Origin of the sequence: Roseococcus thiosulfatophilus (genome assembly GCF_017311575.1) — a bacterium.
Lineage (GTDB): Bacteria > Pseudomonadota > Alphaproteobacteria > Acetobacterales > Acetobacteraceae > Roseococcus > Roseococcus thiosulfatophilus.
Window position 1 is genome coordinate 83048 of the sequence record NZ_JAFFQY010000005.1, and the last position, 24867, is coordinate 107914.

Below are 24867 nucleotides of genomic sequence, written 5' to 3' on the forward strand. Positions count from 1 at the left end.
GGCCGTGCTGAGGCTCACCTCCGTCCGCAAGACCTTTGTTGATGGCGGCCTCGTGCGGGAGGTGCTGCGCGGCGTGAACGCCACCTTCCAGGTGGGCGACACCGTGGGCATCCTGGGGCGCAACGGCGCGGGCAAGTCCACGCTGATGCGGATCCTGGCCGGGGTGGAGAAGCCGAGCTCGGGCCTGATCGAGCGGCACATGTCGGTCTCCTGGCCGCTGGGCTATTCCGGCGGCGTGCACCCCGCCCTGACCGGCGCGGACAATGCCCGCTTCATCGCCCGCATCTACGGCCGGCCCTCGGAGTGGACAGTGGATTTCGTGCGCGACTTCGCCGAGCTGGACGAGGAGATCCATGCCCCGGTGCGGACCTACTCCTCCGGCATGAAGTCGCGGCTCAGTTTCGCGCTGTCGCTCGCGGTGGACTTCGACTGCTATCTGCTGGACGAGATCACTTCGGCCGGCGATGCGCGGTTCAACGCGAAGTGCCAGCAGGCCCTGCTGTCACGCCGGCGCCGCAGCGCCTTGATCCTGGTGTCGCACAACGCCGATACGGTGCGGACTTTCTGCCGCTATGCGGCCGTCTTGAACGGAGGTAGGCTGCACTTTCATGAAAATATGGACGAAGCTTTCCGCGTCTATGAGCAACTCTAGCGCGGGCGGCTCCCGTTCGGGCGGCTCCCGTTCCCGTGGCTCCGGCACGGGCTCGGCCGATGCGCGGATGGGAGGTGCGGCGCCACAGCGCCTGCCGCCCAGCGGGCTTCGCATGCAGCCAGCCCTGGGCGGCACGGCGGGGCGCATGTCCCGTGGCCGGCCGCCGGGCATCGAGCTCGGCTTCCCTTCCGGCGCCATGGCCGCCGACACGCCCCGGCGCCGGCTGAGCGCGATACTGCGGCAATACCCCTACACCTTCGCCGTCATCCTGCCGACCCTGCTGACCGCGCTGTATCTGTTCTTCTACGCGACGCCGCAATACATCTCGGAGAGCCGCTTCCAGATCAAGACGCAGTCCAGCATGACCGCGACGCTGGGCATGGAGCTGATGGGCGGCCGCTCCGGCATCGGGTCCAGCGAGAGCGAGAACGCCGTGCGCGACCACCTGCTCTCGCACGACGCGCTGCGCGCGGTCCGGGAGCGGATGGACCTGATCGCGGTGTTCCGGCCTCCGCACGCCGACATCTACTCGCGCCTCTGGTGGTCCAACCCCTCGGCCGAGCGCCTGCTCGACCATTTCCGCCACCAGGTGCAGGTGGTGCCCGACGCCTATACCGGCATCGTCACCCTGACGGCGCGGACCTATTCGCCCGCGCAGAGTCAGGAACTGGCCCGCAGCCTGCTCGAGATCGGCGAGGAATGGGTCACCCGCGTGAACCAGCGCATGCTGGACGAGACGCTGCGCGCCTCGCGCGAGGTGGTCGAGCGTGCCGAGCGCCGCGTGACCGAGGTCGCGGCGGCGGTGACGGAGTTCCGCCAGCGCGAACTGGCGCTGAACCCGACGCGCTCGGCCGAACTGGCCGTGGGCACCATCGGTGGGCTGGAGAGCGAGGCCACCCGCCTGCGTTCCGAACTGCAGCAGGCGCAGGCCTTCACCCGGCCCAACGCCCCGCTGATCCAGAACCTGCGCAGCCGGATCGCCGCCATCGAGGTGCAGATCCGCGAGGAACGCGCGCGGCTGTCCAACGCCGACCAGGGCGTGACGCAGCAGGTGGCGGGCTTCGAGCGCCTGGTGCTGGAGCAGGACCTGGCCAATCGGGGCCTGGCCGCCGCCATGGCCGGGCTGGAGACCGCGACGGCCAACGCGCAGCGCCAGCAGATCTTCCTCCAGCGCGTCGTGGAGCCGAACTATGCCGAGCGGTCGCTCTATCCGAAGCCAGTGCTGTTCACCGGCTATGTTTTCGCCGGGCTCTCGCTGGTCTATGGGCTGTTGTGGCTGTTGGTTGCCGGGGTGAGGGAACATGCGTCTTGATTGGAACTTCCTGGGGGCGCTCGCCGCCTGCCTGTTCGCGGCATCGGGCGCCTTCGCCCAGGCGGGGCTGACACCCCAGCAGGCGATGCAGCTGCGCGCCGCCCAGGGGCAGGGGCAGGGCCAGGGGCCGGGCGGTGGCGCTGCGGTGCAGGGGCTGATGCTGGGCGCGCAGCCGGGCGCCACGGGCACGGCCCGCGCCGGCACCGAGACCGAGGCCGAGGCCGGGGCCGGCATCACCCTGCCGCTCGGAGAGGGCATGCGCCCCTCCGGCGGGCCCATGGCGGTCTTCGGCGCGGCGCTTTTCACCGGCACGGCCGCCACCTCCTCCGACGCGCCCAACCCGAACTACGTCCTCTCCATCGGCGACCGGCTGAACGTGCGCGTCTGGGGCGCGGTGGAGGCCGAGGTCTCGGGCATCGTGGACCCGGAGGGCAATTTCTTCCTGCCCAATATCGGCCCCGTGCGGGTGGCCGGCACCCGCGCCGGGGACCTGCAATCCACCATCGAGACCGAGCTGCGCCGCATCTACACCCAGCAGGTGCAGGTCTATGCGGTGCTGACCTCGGCGCAGCGCATCGGCGTCTTCGTCACGGGCTTCGTGCGCACGCCGGGCCGGTTCAGCGGCTCCGCCGCCGACAGCGTGCTGGAATTCCTGGTGCGGGCCGGCGGGGTGGACCCCACGCGCGGCAGCTACCGCGACATCACCGTCATGCGCGGCGCGCGCCGCGTGGCGACGGTGGACCTCTACCGCTTCCTCATTGATGGCCGCCTGCCCACCCTTCGCATGCAGGAGGGCGACACGGTGCTGGTCGGCCGGCAGCGCGCCCTGGTGGGCGCCACCGGCGCGGTGCGGAACAACTTCCTCTTCGAGGTGCCCGGCCGCGTGATGTCGGGGCGCGAGCTGACGGAATATTCCCGCCCGCTGCCCGCGGCCACCAATGCCGTGATCCAGGGCAGCCGCGATGGCCGGCCCTTCTCACGCTATGTCAGCCTCAACGACTTCCAGCGCGTGACGCTGACGGACCAGGACACCGTCACCTTCATCACCGACAGCCCCGCCCAGACCATCCGCGTGACGGTCGAGGGCAGCCGCATCGGCCCCTCCGTGCTGGTGGCGGACCGCGAGGCGACGCTGTGCCAGGCGCTGGACTACATCGCCGTGGACCCGACGCTGGCCGACACCTCCAGCGTCTTCCTGCTGCGGACCAGCGTGGCCAACCAGCAGCGGCGCGCCCTGAACGAGGCGGCGGACCGGCTGGAGCGCCAGCTCTTCACCGCCATTTCCCAGACCGCGGGTGTCGCCGCCATCCGCAACACGGAGGCGCAGCTGGTCTCGACCTATCTCCAGCGCGCCCGCACGGCCACGCCCGACGGGCGCGTGGTGGTGATGGACAGCGAGGGCCGGTGCGGCGCCCTGCGCCTGGAAGAGGGCGACGTCATCGTCATCCCGGAGCGGAGCAACACCGTCTTCGTCTCGGGTGAGGTGGGGGCGCCGCGCGCCATCATCTGGCAGCCCAACCTGCGGGCGGAGGACTACATCGCCCAGGCGGGCGGCTTCAGCGAACGCGGCAGCGCGAGCAACCTGCTGATCCGTCGCCCCTCGGGCGAGCGGGTGGTGGACCTGCGGACGCCGCTGCGCCCGGGTGACGAGATCATCGCGCTGCCGCGCCTCGATCCGCGCTACCTGCAGCTGGGCATGGACCTGACGCAGATCGTGTTCCAGACGGCGCTGGCGGCGCGGGCGTTCCGCTAGGGGGCAACCGCGTCAGCGGGCGGTGGCGGCCAGCCAGCCGCCGCCCGCCACCAGCAGCAGGGCCACCCAGACGGCGGGGGTGAGGCTGCCCTCGCCCCCCGCGGCCAGCAGCAGGGTGGACGCCACGGGCACCGCATAGGCCAGCGTGCCCAGAAGCCGCGGGTCGCCGCGCTTCATCCCCGCATCCCAGAGGAAGAAGGCCAGGCCCACCGGCCCCAGCCCCAGCAGCAGCGCGGCCAGGGCCTGGGTGGCGTCGGGCCAGACCGTCGCCTCGAAGCCCAGGTGGGTGAGGGCGGCCAGCAGCGCCGCGCCGCCACAGAAGCCGGCCACCGCCTCGGTCGGCACCGCGGCCAGGCGCTGGGCCGTCACCGAATACAGCGCCCAGACCACCGCGCAGCCGATGGCGCAGAGGAAGCCCAGCCACACGCTGGCCGGCGCAGCGGCCGAGAAGCCCGCCCCCCCGCCCAGCAGCAGCGCGCAGCCCGCGAAGCCCAGCGCCACCCCCAGCAGCCGCCGCGCGCCCAGCCGCAGCCCCAGGATGGGCGCCGAGAACAGCACGATCAGCAGCGGCCAGAGGTAGTTCAGCAGGTTCGCCTCGATGGCCGGGGCCAGGGCCAGGGCCGCGAAATACAGCGCGTGGTAGCCGAACAGCCCCCCCACCCCATGCGCCCAGGCGATGGGGCCCTGGCGCAGCGCCGAGAGTTGCCCGCGCGCCGCCACCACCGCGACGCCGGCCATTGCCGCCACCGCGAAGCTCATCGCCGTCAGTTGGAGGGGCGGGATGCCGGCCGCCAGCCGCGAGAGCAGCCCCAGGAAGGCCCAGAGCGCCAGCGCGCCGAGGCCGAGCAGCGTCGCGTTCATGGCGTCAGGCGGATGCGCCCGGCAACGGGTGGTAGGGCAGGGGGGCGAAGCGGGTGGGGTAGAAATCCATCTGCCCCCAGACGCCCTGGGCCACATAGGGGTCCTCGGCCCAGAAGGCGCGGGCCTCGGCCACCGTGGCGTGGCGGGTGATGGCGATGCTGCCCACCATCTCGCCCTTCGCGTCCAGCAGGGCGCCGCCGCAGGCCAGGGTGCCGTCCCCGGCGAAGGCGCGCACACGGTCGAAATGGCCGGGGCGGGCCTCGGCGCGGCGGGGGGCGGCGCCCGGCTGGTCCTCGGCCACCAGCACGCAATGCGTCATGGCGCTGGGCGTGGGGCCGGAGGGGAGGGGAAGGTAGGGCAGGGGGGCGATGCGGAAGGGCCGCATCTGGTAGGAAAGCCACACGCCATCCCGCGCGAAAGGCTCCTCCATCAGGTATTCGCGGGTGCCGAGCTCATCCTCGCCGCCCAGGATCATGACGGAGCCGGCGACGGAGCCATCCTCGCGGAACAGTGGCACGGCCAGGCTGAGGCGCCCGGCCTCGGCCCAGCGGGAGATCACGTTCAGGTGGCGGTCGCGCGCGGCAGCGCGGCGGGCGGGGGCCTCGGCGTCCTCGCCGTCCCAGCCCAGGATCACATGGCCCATCGCACGCCCTCCGCTACCGCCGCAGCTCCATCTGGATCGGCCCCTCGCGCTCGCCATTGGCGAACTGGTCCACCATGGCGTTGCCCGTGTGGCCCAGCGCCTCGGCATGGCCCGCCCAGATGATGCGGCCCTTGTGGATCATGGCCGCATGGTCGCCGATCCGGCGCGCGCTGGCCATGTCATGCGTGATGGAAAAGGCGGTGGCGCCCAGCTTCTCCACGCAATCCACGATCAGCCCGTCAATCACGGCGCCCATGATCGGGTCGAGGCCCGTGGTGGGCTCGTCGAAGAAGATGATCTCGGGCTTGGAGGCGATCGCCCTGGCAAGGGCCACGCGCTTCTGCATGCCGCCCGAGAGTTCGGCGGGCGAAAGCTCGCCCACGCTGGCCGCCAGCCCCACCTGGGCCAGCACCTCGGCCGCGCGGTCGCGGGCGGCGCGGCGGGTGATGCGGTTCTGCGCCAGCAGCTTGAAGCAGACGTTCTCCCAGACCGGCAGGCTGTCGAACAGCGCGCCGTTCTGGAACAGCATCCCCGTGCGGTCGAGCAGTTCGGCGCGGTCGCGGCGGGAGAGGCGCGTCACGTCCCGCCCGTCAATCTCCACCACGCCGTCATCGGGCGGGATCAGCCCCAGGATGCACTTGATGGTGACGGATTTGCCCGAGCCCGAGCCGCCCAGCAGCACCATGGAATGCCGCGCCTCCACGTCGAGGTCCACGCCATCCAGCACCACCTTCTCGCCGAAGGATTTGCGCAGGCCCCGCAGCCGGATCTTGGGGGTCGCGCTCACCGGGAGAAGAACGCCTGGGTCAGCACATAGTCGAAGGCCAGGATGAGGATGGAGGCCGCCACCACCGCCTTGGTCGTCGCCTTGCCCACGCCCTGCGCGCCGCCCTGGCTCTGATAGCCATACCAGCAGCCCATCAGCGTGATGAGGAAGCCGAAGACCCCGGCCTTGATGAGGCCGCTGATCACGTCCATCGCCTCCAGCACGTCCCAGCTGCTGGTGAGATAGGCGGGGCCCGCGAAGCCGAGGCTCAAGGTCGCCACCAGGAAGCCGCCCATCACGCCCAGGGTGTTCGCCACCACCACCAGCAGCGGCAAGGCCAGCGTACCGGCCAGCAGGCGGGGGGCGACCAGGTATTTCATCGGCTCGGTGGAGAGAGTCCGCAGCGCGTCGATCTGGTCGGTGACGCGCATGGTGCCGATCTCGGCCGCCATGGCCGCGCCGACACGCCCGGCCACGATCAGCCCGGTGAGGACCGGCCCCAATTCGCGCGTGATGGACAGCACGACCACCGAGGCCATCGCGCTTTCCGCATTGAAGCGCGCGAAACCGGTGTGAGTCTGCAAGGCCAGGACCATGCCGGTGAACAGCGCCGTCAGCGCCACCACGGGCAGGGAGAAATAGGCGATCTCGACGAAATGCCGCAGGAATTGCCGCGGCCCATAGGGCGGGCGGAAGAGCTGGACCAGGGCGTTGGCGGCGAAGAGCACCAGCGCGCCGACCTGCGCGCTGGCGCCCAGCACCGCGCGGCCGAGCCCGGCCACGATGTCGAGGGGTGCGGTCATGCGGGCAGGTAACGCCTTGTGTAGCGCGCGCCAAGCGAGGTGAGCACCTCATAGCCGATCGTGCCGGCCAGCGCCGCCACCGCATCGGCATCCTGCGCGGGGCCCAGAACCTCGATCATCTCGCCCACGCGCGCGGCGGGGATCTCCGTCACGTCATAGGTGGTGAGGTCCATGGAGACGCGGCCCACCAGCGGCGCGCGGCTTCCGTGCAGCACCCCGAAGCCCTGGCCCGACTGCGCGCGCAGCCAGCCATCGGCATAGCCGAGTGCGACGGTGGCGATGCGGGTGGGGCGCGCGGCCGTCCAGCCGGCGCCATAGCCCACCGTGGCCCCCGCGGGGATGTCGCGCAGCTGCAAGATGGGCACCTCCAGCCGAACAACGGCTTCCATGGGATTCGGCTGCCCAGGGATAGGGTTGATGCCATAGAGCGCGCAACCCGGGCGCGCCAGATCACTCAGGAAGGGCGAGCCCAGGAAGAGGCCCGAGGAGTTGGCCAGGCTGCGCGGCAGCGGCGGCAGACGGGCGCAGGCCACGGCGAAGCGCTCGGCCTGCAACCTATTGAGAGGATGGGAAGCTTCATCCGCGCAGGCCAGGTGCGTCATCACATAGCGCAGGCGGACAGCGCCCAGCGGCGTGGGGTCGGCGGCCAATGCGTCCAGCTCCGACGCATCGAGGCCGAGGCGGGACATGCCTGTATCCAAGTGCAACAGGCCTTCGCCGCCCGCATGGGCGCGCAGATCCTCGAGGCTGTTCAGCACGGGCGTGAGGCGCGGATGGGTGCCGGGCGCGAAGCCGTTCAGCACGGCCACCATGGGGCCAGGGCCGATGGCATCGCGCACCGCCTCGCCCTCGGCGGGGTGGGCCACGAAGAAATGCGCGCAGCCGGCCGCGTGCAGGGCGCGGGCGATGGGCGCGGCGCCCAGCCCATAGCCATTGGCCTTCACCACGGCGGCGACGGCGCCAGGCGCATGGCGCGCGCAGAGGCGGCGCCAGTTCCGCACCACCGCGCCGAGATCCACCGTGAGAAGGCCTTGTTCCATCACCCGTCCGATCGTCGCCGGCCTATGCCGGCGCATCGCTAATCGCCGTAAGGCGGCGCGTGCACCGTGTCGAGGTCCCCGAAGCGGGTGAACTCCGGTTCGAAGAAGAGCGGGATGGTGCCGGTGGGCCCGTGGCGCTGCTTGGCCAGGATGAGGTCGGCGCGGTTGTGGGCGCGTTCCATGTCCGCCTGCCAGCGTTCCATGGCCTGCTGGAACTTCCCCTCATCGGCGAAGGCCGCGATCTTGGGTTCGCGCTGCTTCAGGTAGTAGTCGTCGCGATAGACGAACATCACGGCGTCCGCGTCCTGCTCGATCGAGCCGGATTCACGCAGATCCGACAGCATGGGCCGCTTGTCCTCGCGCTGCTCCACGGCGCGCGAGAGCTGGGAGAGCGCCATCACCGGCACCGCCAGCTCCTTCGCGATGGCCTTCAGCCCCTGGGTGATCATGGAGATTTCCAGCACGCGCGATTCCGGCCGCGTCCCCACGCTGGGCCGCATGAGCTGGAGGTAGTCCACCACCACCATCTTCAGCCCCCGCGTGCGATGGATGCGCCGGCAGCGCGTCCGCAAGGCCGAGAGCGTGATGGCCGGCGTGTCGTCGATCATGATGGGCAGCGTGGCCAACTCGCGGCTGACGGCCACGAAGTTGTCGAACTCCCGCTGGCTGATCTCGCCGCGGCGGATGCGGTCGCCGGGGATGCGGCTCGCTTCGGAGAGAAGACGGTTGGCCAGCTGGTCCGCGCTCATTTCCAGCGAGAAGATGACCACCGCCGGCACCTTGGCGCCCGTATTCTCCGCCAGCACCGCCTTGGCCGCGCCGAAGGCGATCTTGGTGGCGAGCGCGGTCTTGCCCATGCCCGGCCGCCCCGCCAGCACCAGCAAATCGGAAGGGTGCAGCCCGCCCGTCTTGGCGTCGAAATCGCGCAACCCGCTCGGCAGGCCCGAGACGCCGCCACCGCGCTGCATGGCGGCGTTGGCCGTCTCGATCGCATGCGCCATCGCGCGTTCGAAGCTGATGGCGCCGCCCTCGGTCGCCTTTTCGGTGGCGAGTTCGAACAGGCGCTGTTCCGCGGCCTCGATCTGGTCCTTGCCGGGGAGGTCCTCGTCGGGGTCGGTGCCGAAGGCGCGGTTCACCACCTGCTCGCCGAGGTCCACCAATTCGCGCCGCAGCCAGCAATCATGGATCAGCCGGCCATATTCGCCGGCGTTGACGATGCCGACCATGGCCGAGAGCAATTGCGCCAGGTAGGCGGGGCCGCCCACCTCGGCCAGTTCGCCCGAGTGCTCGAAGACATGGCGTAGCGTCACCGCGTCGGCCAGCTGCCCGTTCTCCACGCGCCTCGCGATGGCGGCGTAGATGCGGCCATGCACGGCATCGGCGAAATGCGCGGGTTCGAGGAACTCCGCCACACGCTCATAGGCCTTGTTGTTGGCCAGCAGCGCGCCCAGCAGCGCCTGCTCGGCCTCCAGGTTGGCCGGGGGCAGGCGGACGCCCATGCCGAAGCCGCCCACCTCTTGGGGGCCTGATCCGCGCGGAGGAATATTGTTCATGCGGGGCAAGGCTACCGCCTTCCGCCCGAGTCCCGCACCTGTGGACAGCTGTGGATAACGGGGATCAATCCCGCTGCCACGCCAGCAAGGCCAGCAGCGCGGCCGCGCACATCGCGGCCATGGAGAGGAAGACCAGCCCGCCAAGTGCCGCGAAAACCTGACCGGACAGCCACATGACCACGCCCATAGTGGCGCTGACCCCGGCCGAGAGCAGGGTCTGGGCCCGACCCGACAATTCCGCCGGCAATCGGACCATGGCGCGCATGGCGGCCAAGTGCATCACGCCGAAGGTGGCGGCGTGGAGGGTTTGCAGCAGCAGCAGCGCGATGGGGTCCGCCGTCACCGCCGTCAGCCCCCAGCGCAGCACCCCCGCCCCGGCGGCGATGGCCACCAGGGCGCGCAGCCCCAGCCGGTCCACCAGCCGCCCGCCGCGCAGGAAGAGCAGCACTTCCGCCACCACCCCGACCCCCCAGAGCACCCCGATGAAGCCGGCCGAGAGCCCCGCCGCCTGCCAATGCAGCGTCGAGAAGGCGTAGTAGGCCGCGTGGCTCGCCTGGATCAGCGCCGAGACCAGCAGCACGCGGCGGAAGAGGGGCTCGCGCAGCGGCGCCCAAAGCCCGCCGCGGGGCGCCGCGCGGCGCGGCCCCGGCGGCGGCAGGGCGAGGGCGGAGAGCGCCGTCAGCACCATCGCCCCGGCCAGGATCCAGGCCACCGCGCGCGGCCCGGCCCATTCCGTCGCCTGGCCCGCCGCGACGGCGCCGATGATGAAGGTGATGGAGCCCCAGGCCCGCACCCGCGCATAGTCGAAGCCCCCCGCCCGCACCGCCCCGGCCGCCTGGCTGTCCGAGAGGGGAATGATGGGCGCGGCCGCCGCGCTGTGCAGCAACTGCACCGCCAGCAGCAGGGCGAAGCCCGCCAGCAGCCCGAAGCCCACCGCCGCCAGGGCCGCCAGCAGGCAGGTGAAGGCCAGCAGGCGCCGCATGTCCGCCACCTGGTCCGCCAGCCGGCCCGAGAGCGGCCCGGCCACCAGCCGCACCATGGCCCCTGCCGCCAGCACGGTGCCGACCTGTTCCGGGGTCAGCCCGCCCTCGGCCAGGATGGCCGGCAGGAAGGGCAGCATGGCGCCGAAGCCCAGGAACTGGGCGCCGAAAAGGAGGGCGAAGCGCCGGGGAGGATTCACGCGGCGCACTCTCGCCGCGCAAGGGCGGCGTTGCAATCACCGCCGCATGCGCCATAACGACCGGGATAGCGTCCGGAACCATGGCCCACATGTTTGATCCCCGCGTGAAAGCGATCCTCGGCCCCACCAACACGGGCAAGACGCATCTCGCCATGGAGCGTCTGCTGGCGCATGCCTCCGGCATCATCGGCTTCCCGCTGCGGCTGCTGGCGCGCGAGAACTATGACCGCATGGTGGCCGCCAAGGGCGAGAAGCACGTGGCCCTCATCACCGGCGAGGAAAAGATCATCCCGCCCGAGGCCAAGTGGTTCGCCTGCACGGTGGAGGCCATGCCGCTCGACCGCCGCGCGGAATTCCTGGCGGTGGACGAGATCCAGCTCTGCGCCGACCCCGACCGCGGGCACATCTTCACCGACCGGCTGCTGCACGCGCGCGGGCTGGTCGAGACGATGTTCATGGGCGCGGAAACCATCCGCCCCCTGCTCCAGCGCCTCGTCCCCCAGGTGGAGATCGAGACGCGGCCGCGCCTGTCGCAGCTGACCCACACCGGCCCCGCGAAACTCACCAAGCTGCCGCCGCGCAGCGCCGTCGTCGCCTTCAGCGCGGCCGAGGTCTATGCCATCGCGGAGGCCATCCGCCGCCGGCGCGGCGGCTGCGCGGTGGTGATGGGGCGCCTGTCCCCGCGCACCCGCAACGCCCAGGTCAAGATGTACCAGGACCGCGAGGTGGACTTCCTGGTGGCGACGGACGCCATCGGCATGGGGCTGAACATGGACGTGGACCATGTGGCCTTCGCCAACCTCCAGAAATTCGACGGCCACGCGCCCCGGATGCTGACGGCGCAGGAGGCCGCGCAGATCGCCGGCCGCGCCGGCCGCGGCATGCGCGACGGCAGCTTCGGCGTGACGGGCGAATGCCCGCCTTTGCCGGAGGAGATGATCGAGAAGATCGAGAACCACAGCTTCGAGCCGCTGCAGGCGCTGGCCTGGCGCAACAGCAACCTCGACTTCACCAGCCTGGACGGGCTGCTGGACAGCCTCGGCGCCCCCCCGCCGCAGCCCGGCCTGACCAAGGGCCATGACGCCACCGACCACATCACCCTGAACCACCTGGCGCGCGAGGCGGAGATCCGTCGCCTCGCCTCCTCGCGCACGCGCATCGCGCTGCTGTGGGAGACCTGCCAGGTGCCGGATTTCCGCAAGCTGGCGGATGACAGCCACACGCGGCTCTGCGCGCGCATCTTCACCCATCTGGTGGAGGATGGCGCGCTGCCGTCGGACTGGATCGCCTCCCAGATCGCCGCCTGCCGCAACATCGAGGGCGATCTCGACACGCTGATGGCGCGGCTCTCGCACATTCGCGTCTGGGCCTATGTCGCCGCACGCGCCGATTGGGTGCGCGACGCCCCCGCCCAGCAGGAGGCCGCCCGCGCCGCCGAGGACCTGGTCAGCGACGCCCTGCACGAGCGCCTGACCGCCCGCTTCGTGGACCGCCGCGCCGCGCACCTCATCCGCCGCCTGGACGACACGGCCGAGGACGTGCTCAGCGCCGTCAACCGCCAGGGCGAGGTGGTGGTGGAAGGCCATAAGGTCGGCCGCATCCAGGGCTTCGACTTCATCCCCGAGCCCGGCGAGGGCGGGGAGGAGGAGAAGAAGCTCGTTCTCCGCGCCGCCCGCCGCGCCCTGGCGCAGGAGATGCCGCGCCGCCTGGCCGCGCTGGAAGTGGCCAAGCCCGACGCCTTCGCCCTGACGCCCGAGCACCGCGTCACCTGGGACGGCGCCGAGATCGCGCGCCTCAAGATGGGCAGCGAGCCGGGCAAACCGCTGATCGAGGTGAACGCCTCCGAATACCTGGACGGCGCGCAGCGCGAGCGCGTGCGGGTCAAGCTCGCCGCCTTCATCGAGGGCGTGCTGGCCAAGGACCTTGCCGCGCTGACGACGGTGGAGACGAAGGCCGCCGAGGACAACACCCTGCGCGGCCCCGCCTTCCAGCTGCGCGAGACGCTGGGCCTCAAGCCCGGCGACACGCGCAACAATATCGGCCAGGAGGTGCGGACCAAGCTCAAGGCCATCGGCATCCGCGCCGGGCGCTTCGCCCTCTATGTGCCCGAGGCGCTGAAGCCGCGCCCCATGGGGCTGCGCGCCCAACTCTGGGCGCTCAGCCACGACATCCCGACGCCGCCGCTGCCCGCGCCGGGCCTCGTTTCCATCCCGGCCGATGGGGTGATGGCGCTGCAATGGCCGCCGGGCTTCGCCGAGATCATGGGCTGGGTGCCGGCCGGCCCCGTGCTGGTGCGCCTGGACGTGGCCGAGCGCGTGGCCGCCGAACTCGGCTACCTGACGCGCCGCGCCCCCGCCCCCCTGCCGCCCGAGACGCTGGGCCGCTTCGGCATCCGCGGCGAGATGCTGGGCCCCGTGCTCGCGGGCCTGGGTTTCCGCCTGATCGAGAGCACGCCGCTGGAGGAAGGGGTGGAAGGCCCGCCCGCGCCCACCATGGTCGCCTGGGCCCGTCCCGAACGCCCGCCCCGGCGCGAGGGCAACCGTGGCCGCCCGGACCAGCGCGGCCGCGGCCCGCACCGCGAGGGCGCCCCGGCCCAGGAAGGCGCCCCCGTCGCCGAGGGCGAGGCCCCGCGCCCCGCCCGTCAGCGCCGCGAATTCCCCAAGGGTCCGCGCGGCCCGCGCCCCGAATCGGGCGCGGCCGCCGATTCGCCCCGTCCGGAAGGGCAGCGCCCCGAGGGCCAGCGCCCAGAGGGGCAAAGGCAGGACGGCCCGCGCGGCGACCGCCGCCCCGACCGGCCCCGCCAGGATGGGCCGCGTGGGGAGGGCTTCCGCAAGGACGGCCCGCGCCCCGACCGCGGCCGCCGCGACGGCCCGCCGCGTGACAGGGACCGCGGCCCGGGCGGCCCCGAGACGCGGACCTTCTTCGAGGACCGCCCCGCCGCCAAGGCCGAGGACAGCCCCTTCGCCGCCCTGCTGAAGCTCAAGCTGAAGTAGTCCATGGCCGAAGGTGGCGCGCCCTTCCTGCGGCTCGACACCTGGCTCTGGCATGCGCGGCTGGCGAAGACCAAGGGGGAATGCGCCCGGCTGATCGAGGGGGGCGGCTTCCGCCTCAACCGCCAGCCGGTCACCAAGGCCCATGCCCGCATCCGGCAGGGCGATGTGCTGACCTATCTCTGGCGGGAGGAGGTGCGGGTCTGGCGCGTCCTGGCGCTGGGCGAAAGGCGCGGCCCGCCGGCGGAAGCCCGCACCCTCTACGAGGATGTCCCGCAAACGGAACAATGACGCGCGACGCCTTGCCAGACCGCGCGCCAGGGTCCAATTCTGCGCGTCATCCGACCCGCCGGGAGTGCCTTCGTGACCTATGTCGTCACCGAGAATTGCATCAAGTGCAAGTACATGGACTGCGTGGAAGTCTGTCCGGTGGACTGCTTCTATGTCGGCGAGAACATGCTGGTGATCCATCCGGACGAATGCATTGATTGCGGCGTCTGCGAACCGGAATGCCCGGCCGAGGCCATCCTGCCCGACAGCGACGACAAGGCGACGGCCTGGGTCGAGATCAACCGCAACTTCGCCCAATCCTGGCCCAACATCACCCGCAAGGGCGAGGCGCCGGAGGATGCGGATGAGTGGAAGGACAAGCCCGGCAAGAAGGAATTGCTGAGCCCCAATCCGGGCAAGCCGTAGCCGGCCAAGCCGTCACGGGCATGAAAAAGGGGCGGGGCGCGCAAGCACCCCGCCCCTTTTCGCGTTGCCCGCCTTACTGGCGGGGCTGCGTGGGCTGGGCCGGTTGGGCGGGCGCCGCGCTGCGGCGGGCCTGTTCCAGTTCGCTGCGGGCTGAGGCCGCGGCCTGTTCCGCCTGGGTGGCGCGCTGGGTGGCCTGGGCGGCGGCCTGCTGCTGTTCCGTCGCCTGGGCGCGGGCGGCGGTGAGGTCACGCTGGGCGGTGGCGAGGGCCTGTTCCGCCTGGGTGGCGCGCTGGGTGGCCTGGGCGGCGGCCTGCTGCTGCTCCGTCGCCTGGGCGCGGGCGGCGGTGAGGTCACGCTGGGCGGCGGCCAGCGCCTGTTCCGCCTGGGTGGCGCGCTGTGTGGCCTGGGCGGCGGCCTGCTGCTGCTCCGTCGCCTGGGCGCGGGCGGCGGTGAGGTCACGCTGGGCGGTGGCGAGGGCCTGTTCCGCCTGGGTGGCGCGCTGGGTGGCCTGGGTGGCGGCCTGCTGCCGCTCCGTCGCCTGGGTGCGGAGGGTTGCCAGTTCGCGCTGGGCAGCCTCGGCACGGGTGGTGGCCTCGGTGGCGGCCTGGCGGGCCTGCGTCGTCTCGGCGCGGGCGGCGGCCAGCGCCTGCTCGGCCTGGGTGGCGCGGGCGGTGGCCTGGGTCGCGGCCTGGGTGGCCTGGGCCAGGGCGGCCGCCTGGCGCGTCAACTCGTCGCGGACGGCCGCGCCCTCGAAGCGCGCCATGTCCAGGTCGGTGCGAAGGGCATCGGCCTCGGCGCGGGCGGCTTCGGCCTGGGCCTGGGCGGCGTCCAGCGCCGCGCGCGCCTCGGCCTGGGCGCGGGCCGGCGCGGTGGCGGCCAGGCTGCCCGCCGCGGCACGGATCTGCGTCGCCGCCATGGTGCATTCGCGCGCCCGGCGGTCATCGGCCAGGAAGAGGCCGCCCGCCAGGTCGAACTGGCGGTAGGAGGTGGCATCGCCAGCCAGGCGGGTGCTCCAGCGCGCATTGCCGAGCTCGCTGGCCACCGTCACCTCCATGCGGTTGCCGGAGACCTGGCCGGTCCAGCGATCCGTCTGCGTGCCGGAGGAACCGCGGATGCGCCGCGCATGGGTGAAGGCGCCATTGGCCAGGCTGGCCTCGAAGCGCTGGACATAGCCCGGCTGGCCGGACAGCAGATTGGGCCCGCAGGTCATTTCGAAGCGCCAGCGCCCGTCATAGTCGCCCTGGCCTTGTGCCAGCGCGGGCGCCGCCGCCCAGCCGAAGGCCGTGACACATGCCGCGAGCGCGAACGCGCCCTTCCTCGATCCCGTCATCCCAGAGCCCCTTTTGTCGCTCCGCCCGGCCGGCGGGCGATTCGCCACAGGGAAGCAGGCTTCGCGGGCTTCGTCCATGCGGGTTTATCGGGGGTTCACGCGGCTGTCCCAGGGCGCCGGGCGGAATTCCGGGTCAATGCGGCAGGGGCCGGTGAAGCGCGCGCTCAGCGCCTCGCAGCGCGCCTGCACCGCCGCCGCGTCGGGCCGCGCGCCGCCGCCGGCCCATTCCGCCAGCGCGGCGAGGGCGGCGGGGTAGAGCGGGCTTGACATCTTGGAATGCGCGGCCTCGTTCACGAAGACCTGGACGAGGCGCGCGGAATTCCCCGCCGCCTCCACCGTGGCGGCGAAGGCCGACTGGTGTTCCACATAGGCCACCGCGTCGCGGATGCCGTGCAGCGTCAGCACCGGGATGTCGAAGCGCCCCGTCAGGTCCGCATCCGCCGCCAGCAGCGCCGCCGCCTCGGGGTCGGGCGTGATGCGCGGGATGCGCGCGTTCAGCCCCGCATCATCCGAGGTGCCGCGATAGCGCACGCCGGCATTGCCGAAGGCGTTGCGCCCGCCCGTCAGGTTCTGCGCGATGTCACGGAAGGTGAAGGTGGCCCAGGCGAAATGGCCGGGCATGGCGGCTTCCGGAATGCCGGTGGCGGCCACGAGGTCCGCGGCCGCGCGGGCCTGGGCCTCGGTGCGATTGGGGGCGCCGATGCCGGTGCAGTCCGTCAGCTGGGACAGGACCTCGGCGCGCGTCATGCTGGCGCCCGGGGGCAGGCCGAGGGTGAGGGTGTATTGCGCCTCCTCCGGCCGCGGGTGGGTGCCGCAGATCGCCTGGAAGGCGGCGCGCAGATCCACGCGCATGTCATAGGCCCGCGTGCCACCCGCCAGCACGCCCGAGGTCAGCAGCGCCGCGTCATAGGGGCGGCGTCCGTCGGGGCCGGGGGCGTTGTGCCGCTCGATCAGCGCGACGGTGATGTTGGCGCCCCAGGATTGACCATGCGCGATGGTGACGCGGGGCTGCCCGAAGGCCGCCACATACAGGCGGCGGGCGCTTTCGGTGTCCTCGGCACCCATGGCCACGCCGAAGCCGGGCCGGCGGCGCGAGGTGGAGACCCAGGACCAGCCCTCGGCCAGGAATTCGCTGAAGCGGCGGATGTCCTCGTCCGTGGTCTCGGGCCGGATCGGCGCGAGGCGCGGCCCGCCATAGGTGTGGACCACCAGCCCGCCATGCGCCTGCGCCGGCCGCGCGATCAGCACATGGGCGCCGTTCGCGTCCTGGGCGCGGTGGCAGGTCACGCCCTCGGGCAGGCCGGTCGGGCAGGGGGCCGGGCTGGCGGCCAGGGCGGGCAGGGAAGCGCTGGCAACGATGAGGGCAAGGGCGGCGCGGCGCATGGGGTTCCTCCGGTTGGGCGGAGGGTGGGGCGCGGGCCCGCGCGCGGCAAGGGGCTCAGGCCGAGGCGAGCTTCCGGTAGCGCCGCGCGAGATACAGCACCTCCCCCTCGCCCAGCGCCTTCCGCAGCACCGAGCCCTGCATGCCCGTGAATTCCCGCAGCACCGGCCGCAGCAGGCCATAGCGCGACACCTCGCGCGCCTTGGCCTCCTCCACCGCGTCCAGCGCGGCGAGAACCCCCGCGTTCAGCCGCGTCTCGGCCAGGAGTTCGAGGGGCTGGGCGGCGAAGCTGGCATCCAGCGCGGGCAGCATGGCGGGGCTGCGCATGTCCGCCCAGCAGAGATGCCCGCCCGGGCGCAGCACGCGGGCGGCCTCGGCCACGAAGCGGTTCATGCTGCCGTAGCAGTGCGAGCTTTCGATGTTCAGCAGGATGTCGAAGCTGGCATCGGGGAAGGGCAGCGCCTCGGCATCGCCGATGCGGTAGTCGAGGTTGGGCGCCGGCGCGTTCAGCTTGCGCGCGCGGGACAGCGTGCCGGGCGAACGGTCCACCGCCACCATCGCGGCGGGGGCGAAGTGCCGCGCCACCCAGGCGGCCCCCCCACCATGGCCGCAGCCCACCTCCAGCACCCGCGCGCCTTCCACCGCCAGCCCGTCCAGCGCCTGGTGGTAGAGGCCGATGAAGGGGCGGTCCGCCTCATCCGCCGCGGCCAGGGGGAAGGGCGGGCCTTCGGGGACATGGCCGTAGTTCAGGAAGCGCCAGGGCTGGCGCCAGACCAGCGAGAGAAAGGTGTAGCCCCATTTCCAGGTGCGGCGCCTGAGGCCCGGGAAGGCCCCGCGCTCGGTCGCGCGCAGCATGCGGTCGAGCGCGGGCATGGCTTCAGGCGGCCGCCATCTCGGCATCCAGGGCGTGGCGCGCCTTGGCCACCAGCGCCGCGTCGCAGTCGTTGCGGCCGAGATAGCCGGGGCGGAGATAGGCCAGCATGGTCGGCACCATCCGCCGCAGCCAGCCCGGGCTGAACAGGGCGGCGCGCCACAGCGCCCAGCCCGAGGGCCCGCCCGTGGCGCGCAGGTTCCGCCGCGCCGAGATCATGGCGAGGCCCACCATGCCCGGCAGCATCAGGCCCAGCGCCGCGCAGCGCAGGATATAGCGCTTCCAGCCCGGCACGCCGGGGGTGACGGCGCGCAGCACCCGCAGGCCGACGGAGGAATGCTCCACCTCCTCCAGCGCGTGCCAGCGCCAGAGGCGGCGATAGGCGGGGTGGGCCTTGTCCATGATCTCCGGCCGCTCGATCACGATGCGGGAGAGGGCGTAGGTGACGTGCTCGATGGCGCAGGTGAGGTAGAGGCGGGCCAGGGGGCTGTCGAAGCGCGCGAAGAACCAGCGCACGGAATTTTCCTGCCGGTCCACATTGTAGCCCAGGCTGCGCAGCGCGGCGTTGTAGCCCAGATGCTCGCGCGTGTGGAACGCCTCCTGCGCGCAGAAATCCAGGATGTCCTGGCGCAGCTCGGGGTCCGTCACCTGGGGCAGGAAGGGCTTGAGGGCGCGGATGAAATAGCGCTCACCCTCGGGCAGCATCACCGCGAAGGCATCCACCAGCGCGCTGCCCGCCTGGTCACCGCCGAGCCAGCGCGGGTCCGGGTGGTCGCCCACGCCGAAACGGAGGTCTCGGGGGATGATCTCGGGGTCCGCGGTGGTCATCGGCGCTCCTTGACGGGCCTGGGCGTCAGGCCCTTCCGTGACAATGCTTGTACTTCTTCCCCGAACCGCAAGGGCAGGGCGCGTTGCGCGGCGTGGCGCCCCAGGTGGTGGGGTCGTTCGCGTCCACCGCCTGGGCGCGCGGGGCGGGGGCGGTCGCGGCGCCATAGGGGGCGGCGGGCGCGGCCTCGGCCATCTCGTAGTCGCCGCCCATGCCGTTGCCCGGCGCGGGGTGGCGCATGTCCGTCACGCGCACGGGCTGGGGCTCGGGCGGGGGCGCGTCGGGGGCGAATTCCAGGCGCAGCAGCAGGGAGGTCACGCGCTCGCGCAGTTCCTCCAGCATGTTGTTGAACAGCGCGAAGGCCTCGCGCTTGTACTCGTTCAGCGGGTCGCGCTGGCCATAGGCGCGCAGGCCGATGCCCTGGCGCAAATGGTCGAGGCTGAGCAGGTGCTCCTTCCACACCTGGTCGAAGAGCTGCAGCAGCAGCGACTTCTCGACCATCCGCATGAAGTCGGGGCCGAGGTTGGCGGCCTTGGCGGCGGCGGCCTGGTCGGCGGCGGCCTCGATGCGCTCGCGCACCTGGACCTCGTCAATGCCCTCCTCCTGGCCCCATTCCCGCACGGGCAGGTCGAGGCCGAGCACGTCCTTCACGCGCTTTTCCAGCCCCTCCAGGTCCCACTGCTCGGCATAGGCGTTCTCGGGGATGGCGCGGTGGACCATGTCGTGGATGGTCTCGCGCCGCATGTCCTCGACGGTCTCGCTGAGGTCCGTCGCCTCCATGTAGGCGCGGCGCTGGGCATAGACCTCGCGCCGCTGGTCGTTCATCACGTCGTCGTATTTGAGCAGGTTCTTGCGCGTGTCGAAGTTGCGCGCCTCGACCTTCTTCTGCGCCTTCTCCAGCGCCTTGTTGATCCAGGGGTGGACGATGGCCTCGCCTTCCTTGAGGCCGAGCTTCGTCAGCATCCCGCCCATGCGGTCGCTGCCGAAGATGCGCATCAGGTCGTCTTCCAGCGAGAGGAAGAAGCGGCTGCCGCCCGGGTCGCCCTGGCGGCCGGACCGGCCGCGCAGCTGGTTGTCGATGCGCCGCGATTCATGCCGCTCGGTGCCGATGACGAAGAGGCCGCCGGCCGCCTTCACCAGCGGCTGCGCGGCCTCCACCTCCGCCATGTGGCGGGCCAGCGCCGCCTCGTATTCGGGGCTGTCGCTGTTGCCGACTTCCGCCTTGGCCAGCATGTCCGCATTGCCGCCGAGCTTGATGTCGGTGCCGCGGCCGGCCATGTTCGTCGCGATGGTCACGGCGCCGGGGCGGCCGGCCTGGGCGACGATGCCCGCCTCCTGCTCATGGTAGCGCGCGTTCAGCACATTGTGCGGTATGCCGGCCTTCTTCAGCAGCTCCGAGATCAGCTCGCTCTTCTCGATGCTGGTGGTGCCGACCAGGCAGGGCTGGTTCCGCTCCCGGCACTCGCCGACGAGGCGGATCACCGCCTCGTACTTCTCCATGGCGGTGCGATAGACCTCGTCATCCTCGTCCTTGCGCGCCACGGGCACATTGGTCGGGACCTCGACGACTTCGAGCTTGTAGATCTCGGCGAATTCGTCCGCCTCGGTGGCGGCCGTGCCGGTCATGCCGGACAGCTTGGGATAGAGACGAAAGTAGTTCTGGAAGGTGATGGAGGCCAGCGTCTGGTTCTCGGGCTGGACCGTCACATTCTCCTTGGCTTCCAGCGCCTGGTGCAGCCCGTCGCTGTAGCGGCGGCCGTCCATCATGCGGCCGGTGAACTCGTCAATGATGATGATCTTGTCGTTGCGGACGACATACTCGACGTCACGCTTGAACAGCACATGGGCGCGCAGCGACTGGTTGACGTGGTGGACCAGGCTGACATTCACCGCGTCATAGAGGTTGCCCTCGTTCAGCTCACCGGCCTCGGCCAGCAGGCGCTCGATGTCCTCGCCGCCCTTTTCCGTCATGTTGACGGTGCGCTGCTTCTCGTCCTTCTCGAAGCGCTCGGGGTCCTTCACGAACTCCGCCATCACCTTGTCCACGCGGCGATAGAGGTCGCTGGTGTCGTCGGTGGGGCCGGAGATGATGAGGGGCGTGCGCGCCTCATCCACCAGGATGCTGTCCACCTCGTCCACGATGGCATAGGCGAAGGGCCGCTGGACCATCTCGTCCAGGCGATACTTCATGTTGTCGCGGAGATAGTCGAAGCCGAACTCGTTGTTCGTGCCGTAGGTGATGTCGCAGGCATAGGCGGCGCGGCGCTGGTCGTCGCTGAGGCCGTTGACGATGACGCCCGTGGTCAGGCCGAGGAAGCCATAGAGCTGGCCCATCCAGTCGCTGTCGCGCGTGGCCAGGTAGTCGTTCACGGTGACGACATGCACGCCCTTGGCGGGCAGCGCGTTCAGATAGACGGGCAGGGTGGCGACCAGCGTCTTGCCCTCGCCGGTCTTCATCTCGGCGATCTTGCCCTCGTGCAGGACCATGCCGCCGATCATCTGCACGTCGAAATGGCGCAGGCCCAGGCAGCGCTTCGAGGCCTCGCGCACGGTGGCGAAGGCCTCTTCCAGGAGGTCGTCCAGCGTCGCGCCCTGCGCCAGCCGGGCGCGGAAATCGGCCGTCTTGCCCCGCAGCTCCTCGTCCGAGAGGGCGGCGAGCTTGGGCTCCCACGCTTGGATCGCGGCGATGCGCGACTGGTGGCGCTTCAGCGCGCGGTCATTCGCGGAGCCGAAGATGGAGCGGACGAGGCGGGCGAACATGGGTGGGGACAATTCTCCGAACGCGGGTCCCCGGGCACAGGCCGCGCGGAATGCGGCACGGAATGCTTGCACCCCTGGGGAGCGTCAGAGATAGGTCCCGGCCCCCCCAGGGTCAACCGCGGCCATATTACGCCGGCAACACGATTTCCCGCGCGAGGCCCCGGCAATCCATCTCGAAATCGAGCCCCCGCACGGGCGGGCGGCAGGGTTGCCAGGTGACGCCGTGCCGGGCGGCGCCGCGCGCCACCATCTCCGGCAGGAAGAGGGCGCTGAAGTCGAACACCGTATAGACCTGCACATCGGTGGTGTCGGCCCAGCCGAAGCCGAGGGCCGACATGCGGCGCTCCATCTCGCCCAGCACGTAGCCGGCCTTGGCCGCCATGCCGGCGGGCGAGGTGTCGCCCGGGGCGACGATGCTCTCCTCATAGGTGGCGCGGCCCTCGCGCGCCTCGCCGGACCCCGCCACGACGAAGCTGGGCGCCGCGCCCGGGTCCACCACCGTGTAGGAGAAGGCGTGGAAGCTCGGCTCGGGCGGGGGGGCGATCTCGGGGCAGACATTGCTGCGGGCCACGGGGTTCTGCCCGTCCACCACCACGCCCCAGGATTCCAGCACGCCGAAATAGACGCGGTTGAAGGCGGTGAAGCCCTCCTCGGTGAAGGGGGCGGGGCTGCGGAGTTCGCAGGCCGCGAAGGCCGTGCGGGGGCGGCCCAGAGCGTCCAGATGGGCGGCGATGCGGTCGAAGCCCTCGGCCAGGGGCACGGGGCGGGAGAAGCGGGCGCGCTCCAGCCGGAAGCCGGGCTCGGCGGCCACGCCGCCCGAATACTGGAAGACGGCGGGGATGAAGCGGTAGCCGCCGGCGGGCGTGGTTTTCGTGCTCATGCCGACACGGTTTCGCGCGCGGGCGGGGCTGTCAATGGTCGGCCGGCGCCTGATCCGCGGAGGCGGGACGCCGGAGCGGTGAATCAGTCGCCCAAACACGGCCGGCGCCTGATCCGCGGAGGCGGGACGCCGGAGCGGTGAGTCAGTCGCCCAAACGCTGCCGGCGCCTCATCCATCCCGGTGTAACACGCCCCACCGGGCGGGTTGTGGGCGCACGGGCCATCGGCCATTGTCGGAGCCTTGTTGTGAAGGCTTCGCCGATGGCCCGTTTCCCCCTCGCCGCCCTGCTGCTGGCCGGCACGTTCCTGGCGCCGGGCGTCCATGCCCAGGCGCCGGCCCGCCCGCCCGCCGCCGCGCCGCCCGCCGCCACCCCTCCGGCCGCCGCGCCCGCCCCCGCCGCCGACCCCAACCCGGTCCTCGCCCGCGTGGACGGGCAGGAAATCCGGCTGGAGGAGGTGATCGCCGCCGCCGCCGAGGCCATGCCGCCCGAACTCCGCACCGTGCCGCCCCAGGTGCTGCGGACCATGCTGCCGCCCGAGGTGTTCAACCAACTGCTGGACCGCGCCATTTCCGACCGCGCCATGGTCATCGCCGCCCGCCGCGCGAACCTCCAGGACGACCCCGAATTCCAGGCCCGCATGCGCGCCTTCGAGGAGAACGCGCTGCGCGACACCCTGCTGCGCCGCGAGGTCCTGCCCCGCCTGACCGACGAGGCGCTCCGCGCCCGCCACGCCCGCGACCAGGCGGCCGCGCCCGAGCAGGAAGAGGTCCGCGCCCGCCACATCCTGGTGGCCAATGAGGCCGATGCCCGCGCCATCATCACCCAGATCCAGGGCGGGGCGAATTTCGAGGAGGTGGCGCGCAGCCGCTCCACCGACCCCGCCGGCCGCAATGGCGGTGACCTGGGCTTCTTCAGCCGCGGCGACATGGTGCCCGAATTCGCCAATGCCGCCTTCGCGCTGCAGCCGGGCCAGCTCAGCCCCCAACCTGTCCGCACCCAGTTCGGCTGGCATGTGATCCGCGTCGAGGAACGCCGCACCACCCGCGGCCCCGCCTTCGAGGAGGCGCGCGACACGCTGCGCCAGCGCATGATCGAGGAGGAGGTGAACGCCGTGATCGAACGCGTGCGCGCCGCCACCACGATCGAGCGCGTGGAACCCCCCGCCGCGACCCCCGCGCCCGGCCCCATCCAGGCCGTTCCCCCGCCACCCCCCGCCCGCCGGTAAGACCCATGGCCCTCGCTGTTTCCCCTCTGGCCCTCCCCCTGCCGGAGATGCCGGCCCTTGCCGGCGCCGAATGCGGCTCCGTCGCGGCCGGCATCCGCTACAAGGCGCGCGAGGACATGACGGTGTTCCGCTTCGCGCCGGGCACCACCGTGGCGGGCGTCTTCACCATGAACAAATGCCCGGGCGCCCCGGTGGATTGGTGCCGTGCCGCGCTGAAGGGCGGCAAGGCGCGGGCGCTGGTGGTGAATGCCGGCAACAGCAACGTCTTCACCGGCCGCGCCGGCCGCGAGACCTGTGAGCGCACGGCCGCCGAGACCGCCGCCCTGGTGGGCTGCAAGCCGCGCGAGGTCTTCATCGCCTCCACCGGCGTCATCGGCGAACGCCTGCCGACGGACGTGCTGCTGGCCGCCCTGCCGCGCGTGGTGGAGGGGCTGAAGGAAGAGGGCTGGGCCGCCGCCGCCCGCGCCATCATGACCACCGACACCTTCCCCAAGGCCGCCACCCGCACGGCGCGCATCGGGGATGCCACGGTCACCATCAACGGCATCGCCAAGGGCAGCGGGATGATCGCGCCCGACATGGCGACGATGCTGTCCTTCATCGCGACCGACGCGAAAATCCCCGCGCCCGTGCTGCAAAAGCTGCTGACGCGCGGCAACGCCAAGAGCTTCAACTGCGTGACGGTGGACAGCGACACCTCCACCTCCGACACCGTGCTGCTCTTCGCGACGGGTCAGGCCAAGCACCCGCGCGTAACGGCGGACAGCCCGCCCACCCTGCTGCGCGACTTCCGCCGCGCGCTGGAGGAGGTGCTGCATGAGCTGGCGCTGATGGTGGCCCGCGATGGCGAGGGCGCCCAGAAACTCATCACCATCAACGTGACCGGCGCGGTCAGCGCGAAGTCCGCGCACCGCATCGGCATGGCCATCGCCAATTCGCCCCTGGTCAAGACCGCCATCGCGGGCGAGGACGCCAATTGGGGCCGCATCGTCATGGCCGTGGGCAAGGCCGGCGAACCCGCCGATCGTGACAAGCTCAGCGTGGCTGTCGGCGGCACCTGGATGGCGCGCGAGGGCGGCGTGATCCCCGGCTATGACGAGACGCCGGTCGTCGCCCACATGAAGGGCCGCGAGGTCGAGATCACGGTGGATATCGGCCTCGGCCGCGGCCAGGCCACGGTCTGGACCTGCGATTTGACGCACGGCTACATCGACATCAACGGCTCCTACCGAAGCTGAGCCGGCTTGCGGCGGGGCGGCCTGGCCCCCCGCCATTTTCCCGCCGCAACCTTTTCTGAAAATTCATTCAGCCTCGCGGCGGCCCCGCGCGTTGGGAGCGGGAGCG

The 24867-nt window shown here is 71.7% G+C and carries 21 protein-coding genes; 8 read left to right on the plus strand and 13 right to left on the minus strand.

Annotated elements, in window-relative coordinates:
• The first annotated feature begins 4 nt into the window (after window positions 1-4).
• From JTN19_RS03465 to JTN19_RS03475, 3 genes are read left to right on the plus strand one after another with little or no spacing between them, the layout of a single operon-like run.
• Window positions 5-652: an ATP-binding cassette domain-containing protein gene (locus JTN19_RS03465; RefSeq protein ID WP_206930518.1), complete on the plus strand. Its 648-nt coding sequence runs from the start codon at window positions 5-7 to the stop codon at window positions 650-652.
• Complete coding sequence (locus JTN19_RS03470) at window positions 639-1964, plus strand: capsule biosynthesis protein (protein WP_206930519.1); 1326 nt, start codon at window positions 639-641, stop codon at window positions 1962-1964. The genes JTN19_RS03465 and JTN19_RS03470 overlap by 14 nt, the downstream gene beginning before the upstream one ends.
• Window positions 1954-3717: a polysaccharide biosynthesis/export family protein gene (locus JTN19_RS03475; RefSeq protein WP_206930520.1), complete on the plus strand. Its 1764-nt coding sequence runs from the start codon at window positions 1954-1956 to the stop codon at window positions 3715-3717. The genes JTN19_RS03470 and JTN19_RS03475 overlap by 11 nt, the downstream gene beginning before the upstream one ends.
• Window positions 3718-3729: 12 nt before the next feature.
• Here JTN19_RS03475 and yddG read toward each other — a convergent pair whose 3' ends face one another.
• The 7 genes from yddG to JTN19_RS03510 form a co-directional block, all read right to left on the minus strand.
• Window positions 3730-4578: an aromatic amino acid exporter YddG gene (gene yddG, locus JTN19_RS03480; RefSeq protein ID WP_206930521.1), complete on the minus strand. Its 849-nt coding sequence runs from the start codon at window positions 4576-4578 to the stop codon at window positions 3730-3732.
• A 4-nt stretch (window positions 4579-4582) separates the two neighbouring features.
• Window positions 4583-5221 (minus strand): YciI family protein, encoded by a 639-nt coding sequence (locus JTN19_RS03485; protein ID WP_206930522.1) that lies wholly within the window; start codon window positions 5219-5221, stop codon window positions 4583-4585.
• Between the two features lie 13 nt (window positions 5222-5234).
• Complete coding sequence (locus JTN19_RS03490; protein WP_206930523.1) at window positions 5235-6008, minus strand: ATP-binding cassette domain-containing protein; 774 nt, start codon at window positions 6006-6008, stop codon at window positions 5235-5237.
• Window positions 6005-6790, minus strand: a complete 786-nt coding sequence (locus JTN19_RS03495; protein WP_206930524.1) for an MlaE family ABC transporter permease — start codon at window positions 6788-6790, stop codon at window positions 6005-6007. Before JTN19_RS03495 ends, JTN19_RS03490 begins: the two co-directional genes overlap by 4 nt.
• A complete protein-coding gene (alr, locus tag JTN19_RS03500) occupies window positions 6787-7830 on the minus strand; it encodes an alanine racemase (RefSeq protein WP_206930525.1) in 1044 nt (347 codons plus the stop codon). Before alr ends, JTN19_RS03495 begins: the two co-directional genes overlap by 4 nt.
• 38 nt (window positions 7831-7868) lie before the next feature.
• Entirely contained in the window at window positions 7869-9383 is a 1515-nt protein-coding gene (locus JTN19_RS03505) for a replicative DNA helicase (RefSeq protein ID WP_408901846.1), read from the minus strand.
• 64 nt (window positions 9384-9447) lie between these two features.
• On the minus strand, window positions 9448-10563 hold the full coding sequence (locus JTN19_RS03510; protein ID WP_206930526.1) for an MFS transporter: 1116 nt from the start codon (window positions 10561-10563) through the stop codon (window positions 9448-9450).
• A gap of 89 nt (window positions 10564-10652) precedes the next feature.
• Between JTN19_RS03510 and JTN19_RS03515 the strand changes: the two genes are divergently transcribed.
• The 3 genes from JTN19_RS03515 to fdxA all read left to right on the plus strand — a co-directional run bounded on the left by JTN19_RS03515 (window position 10653) and on the right by fdxA (window position 14249).
• Window positions 10653-13556 carry a helicase-related protein gene (locus tag JTN19_RS03515; protein WP_206930527.1) on the plus strand — a complete coding sequence of 968 codons (2904 nt, stop codon included), beginning with the start codon at window positions 10653-10655 and terminating at the stop codon, window positions 13554-13556.
• Window positions 13557-13559: 3 nt separating this feature from the next.
• Entirely contained in the window at window positions 13560-13844 is a 285-nt protein-coding gene (locus tag JTN19_RS03520) for an RNA-binding S4 domain-containing protein (protein ID WP_206930528.1), read from the plus strand.
• A 72-nt stretch (window positions 13845-13916) separates the two neighbouring features.
• On the plus strand, window positions 13917-14249 hold the full coding sequence (gene fdxA, locus JTN19_RS03525) for a ferredoxin FdxA (RefSeq protein ID WP_191082914.1): 333 nt from the start codon (window positions 13917-13919) through the stop codon (window positions 14247-14249).
• A gap of 73 nt (window positions 14250-14322) precedes the next feature.
• Here the strand turns inward: fdxA and JTN19_RS03530 are convergent, their stop codons facing one another.
• From JTN19_RS03530 to cnbZ, 6 genes are all read right to left on the minus strand, one after another.
• On the minus strand, window positions 14323-15579 hold the full coding sequence (locus JTN19_RS03530; protein ID WP_206930529.1) for a coiled-coil domain-containing protein: 1257 nt from the start codon (window positions 15577-15579) through the stop codon (window positions 14323-14325).
• A gap of 84 nt (window positions 15580-15663) precedes the next feature.
• The gene (locus tag JTN19_RS03535) at window positions 15664-16962 is read right to left on the minus strand and encodes a hypothetical protein (protein ID WP_206930530.1); all 1299 of its coding nucleotides are present in this window, start codon (window positions 16960-16962) and stop codon (window positions 15664-15666) included.
• Between the two features lie 55 nt (window positions 16963-17017).
• Complete coding sequence (locus JTN19_RS03540) at window positions 17018-17833, minus strand: class I SAM-dependent methyltransferase (protein ID WP_206930531.1); 816 nt, start codon at window positions 17831-17833, stop codon at window positions 17018-17020.
• A gap of 4 nt (window positions 17834-17837) precedes the next feature.
• The gene (locus JTN19_RS03545; RefSeq protein ID WP_206930532.1) at window positions 17838-18659 is read right to left on the minus strand and encodes a metal-dependent hydrolase; all 822 of its coding nucleotides are present in this window, start codon (window positions 18657-18659) and stop codon (window positions 17838-17840) included.
• A gap of 25 nt (window positions 18660-18684) precedes the next feature.
• On the minus strand, window positions 18685-21417 hold the full coding sequence (secA, locus tag JTN19_RS03550) for a preprotein translocase subunit SecA (RefSeq protein WP_206930533.1): 2733 nt from the start codon (window positions 21415-21417) through the stop codon (window positions 18685-18687).
• 127 nt (window positions 21418-21544) lie between these two features.
• Window positions 21545-22297 (minus strand): 2-amino-5-chloromuconate deaminase CnbZ, encoded by a 753-nt coding sequence (cnbZ, locus tag JTN19_RS03555; protein WP_206930534.1) that lies wholly within the window; start codon window positions 22295-22297, stop codon window positions 21545-21547.
• A 260-nt stretch (window positions 22298-22557) separates the two neighbouring features.
• Here cnbZ and JTN19_RS03560 point away from each other — a divergent pair, with 260 nt between their 5' ends.
• The gene (locus JTN19_RS03560; protein WP_206930535.1) at window positions 22558-23523 is read left to right on the plus strand and encodes a peptidylprolyl isomerase; all 966 of its coding nucleotides are present in this window, start codon (window positions 22558-22560) and stop codon (window positions 23521-23523) included.
• Between the two features lie 5 nt (window positions 23524-23528).
• The gene (gene argJ / locus JTN19_RS03565; RefSeq protein ID WP_206930536.1) at window positions 23529-24761 is read left to right on the plus strand and encodes a bifunctional glutamate N-acetyltransferase/amino-acid acetyltransferase ArgJ; all 1233 of its coding nucleotides are present in this window, start codon (window positions 23529-23531) and stop codon (window positions 24759-24761) included.
• Window positions 24762-24867 lie beyond the last annotated feature (106 nt).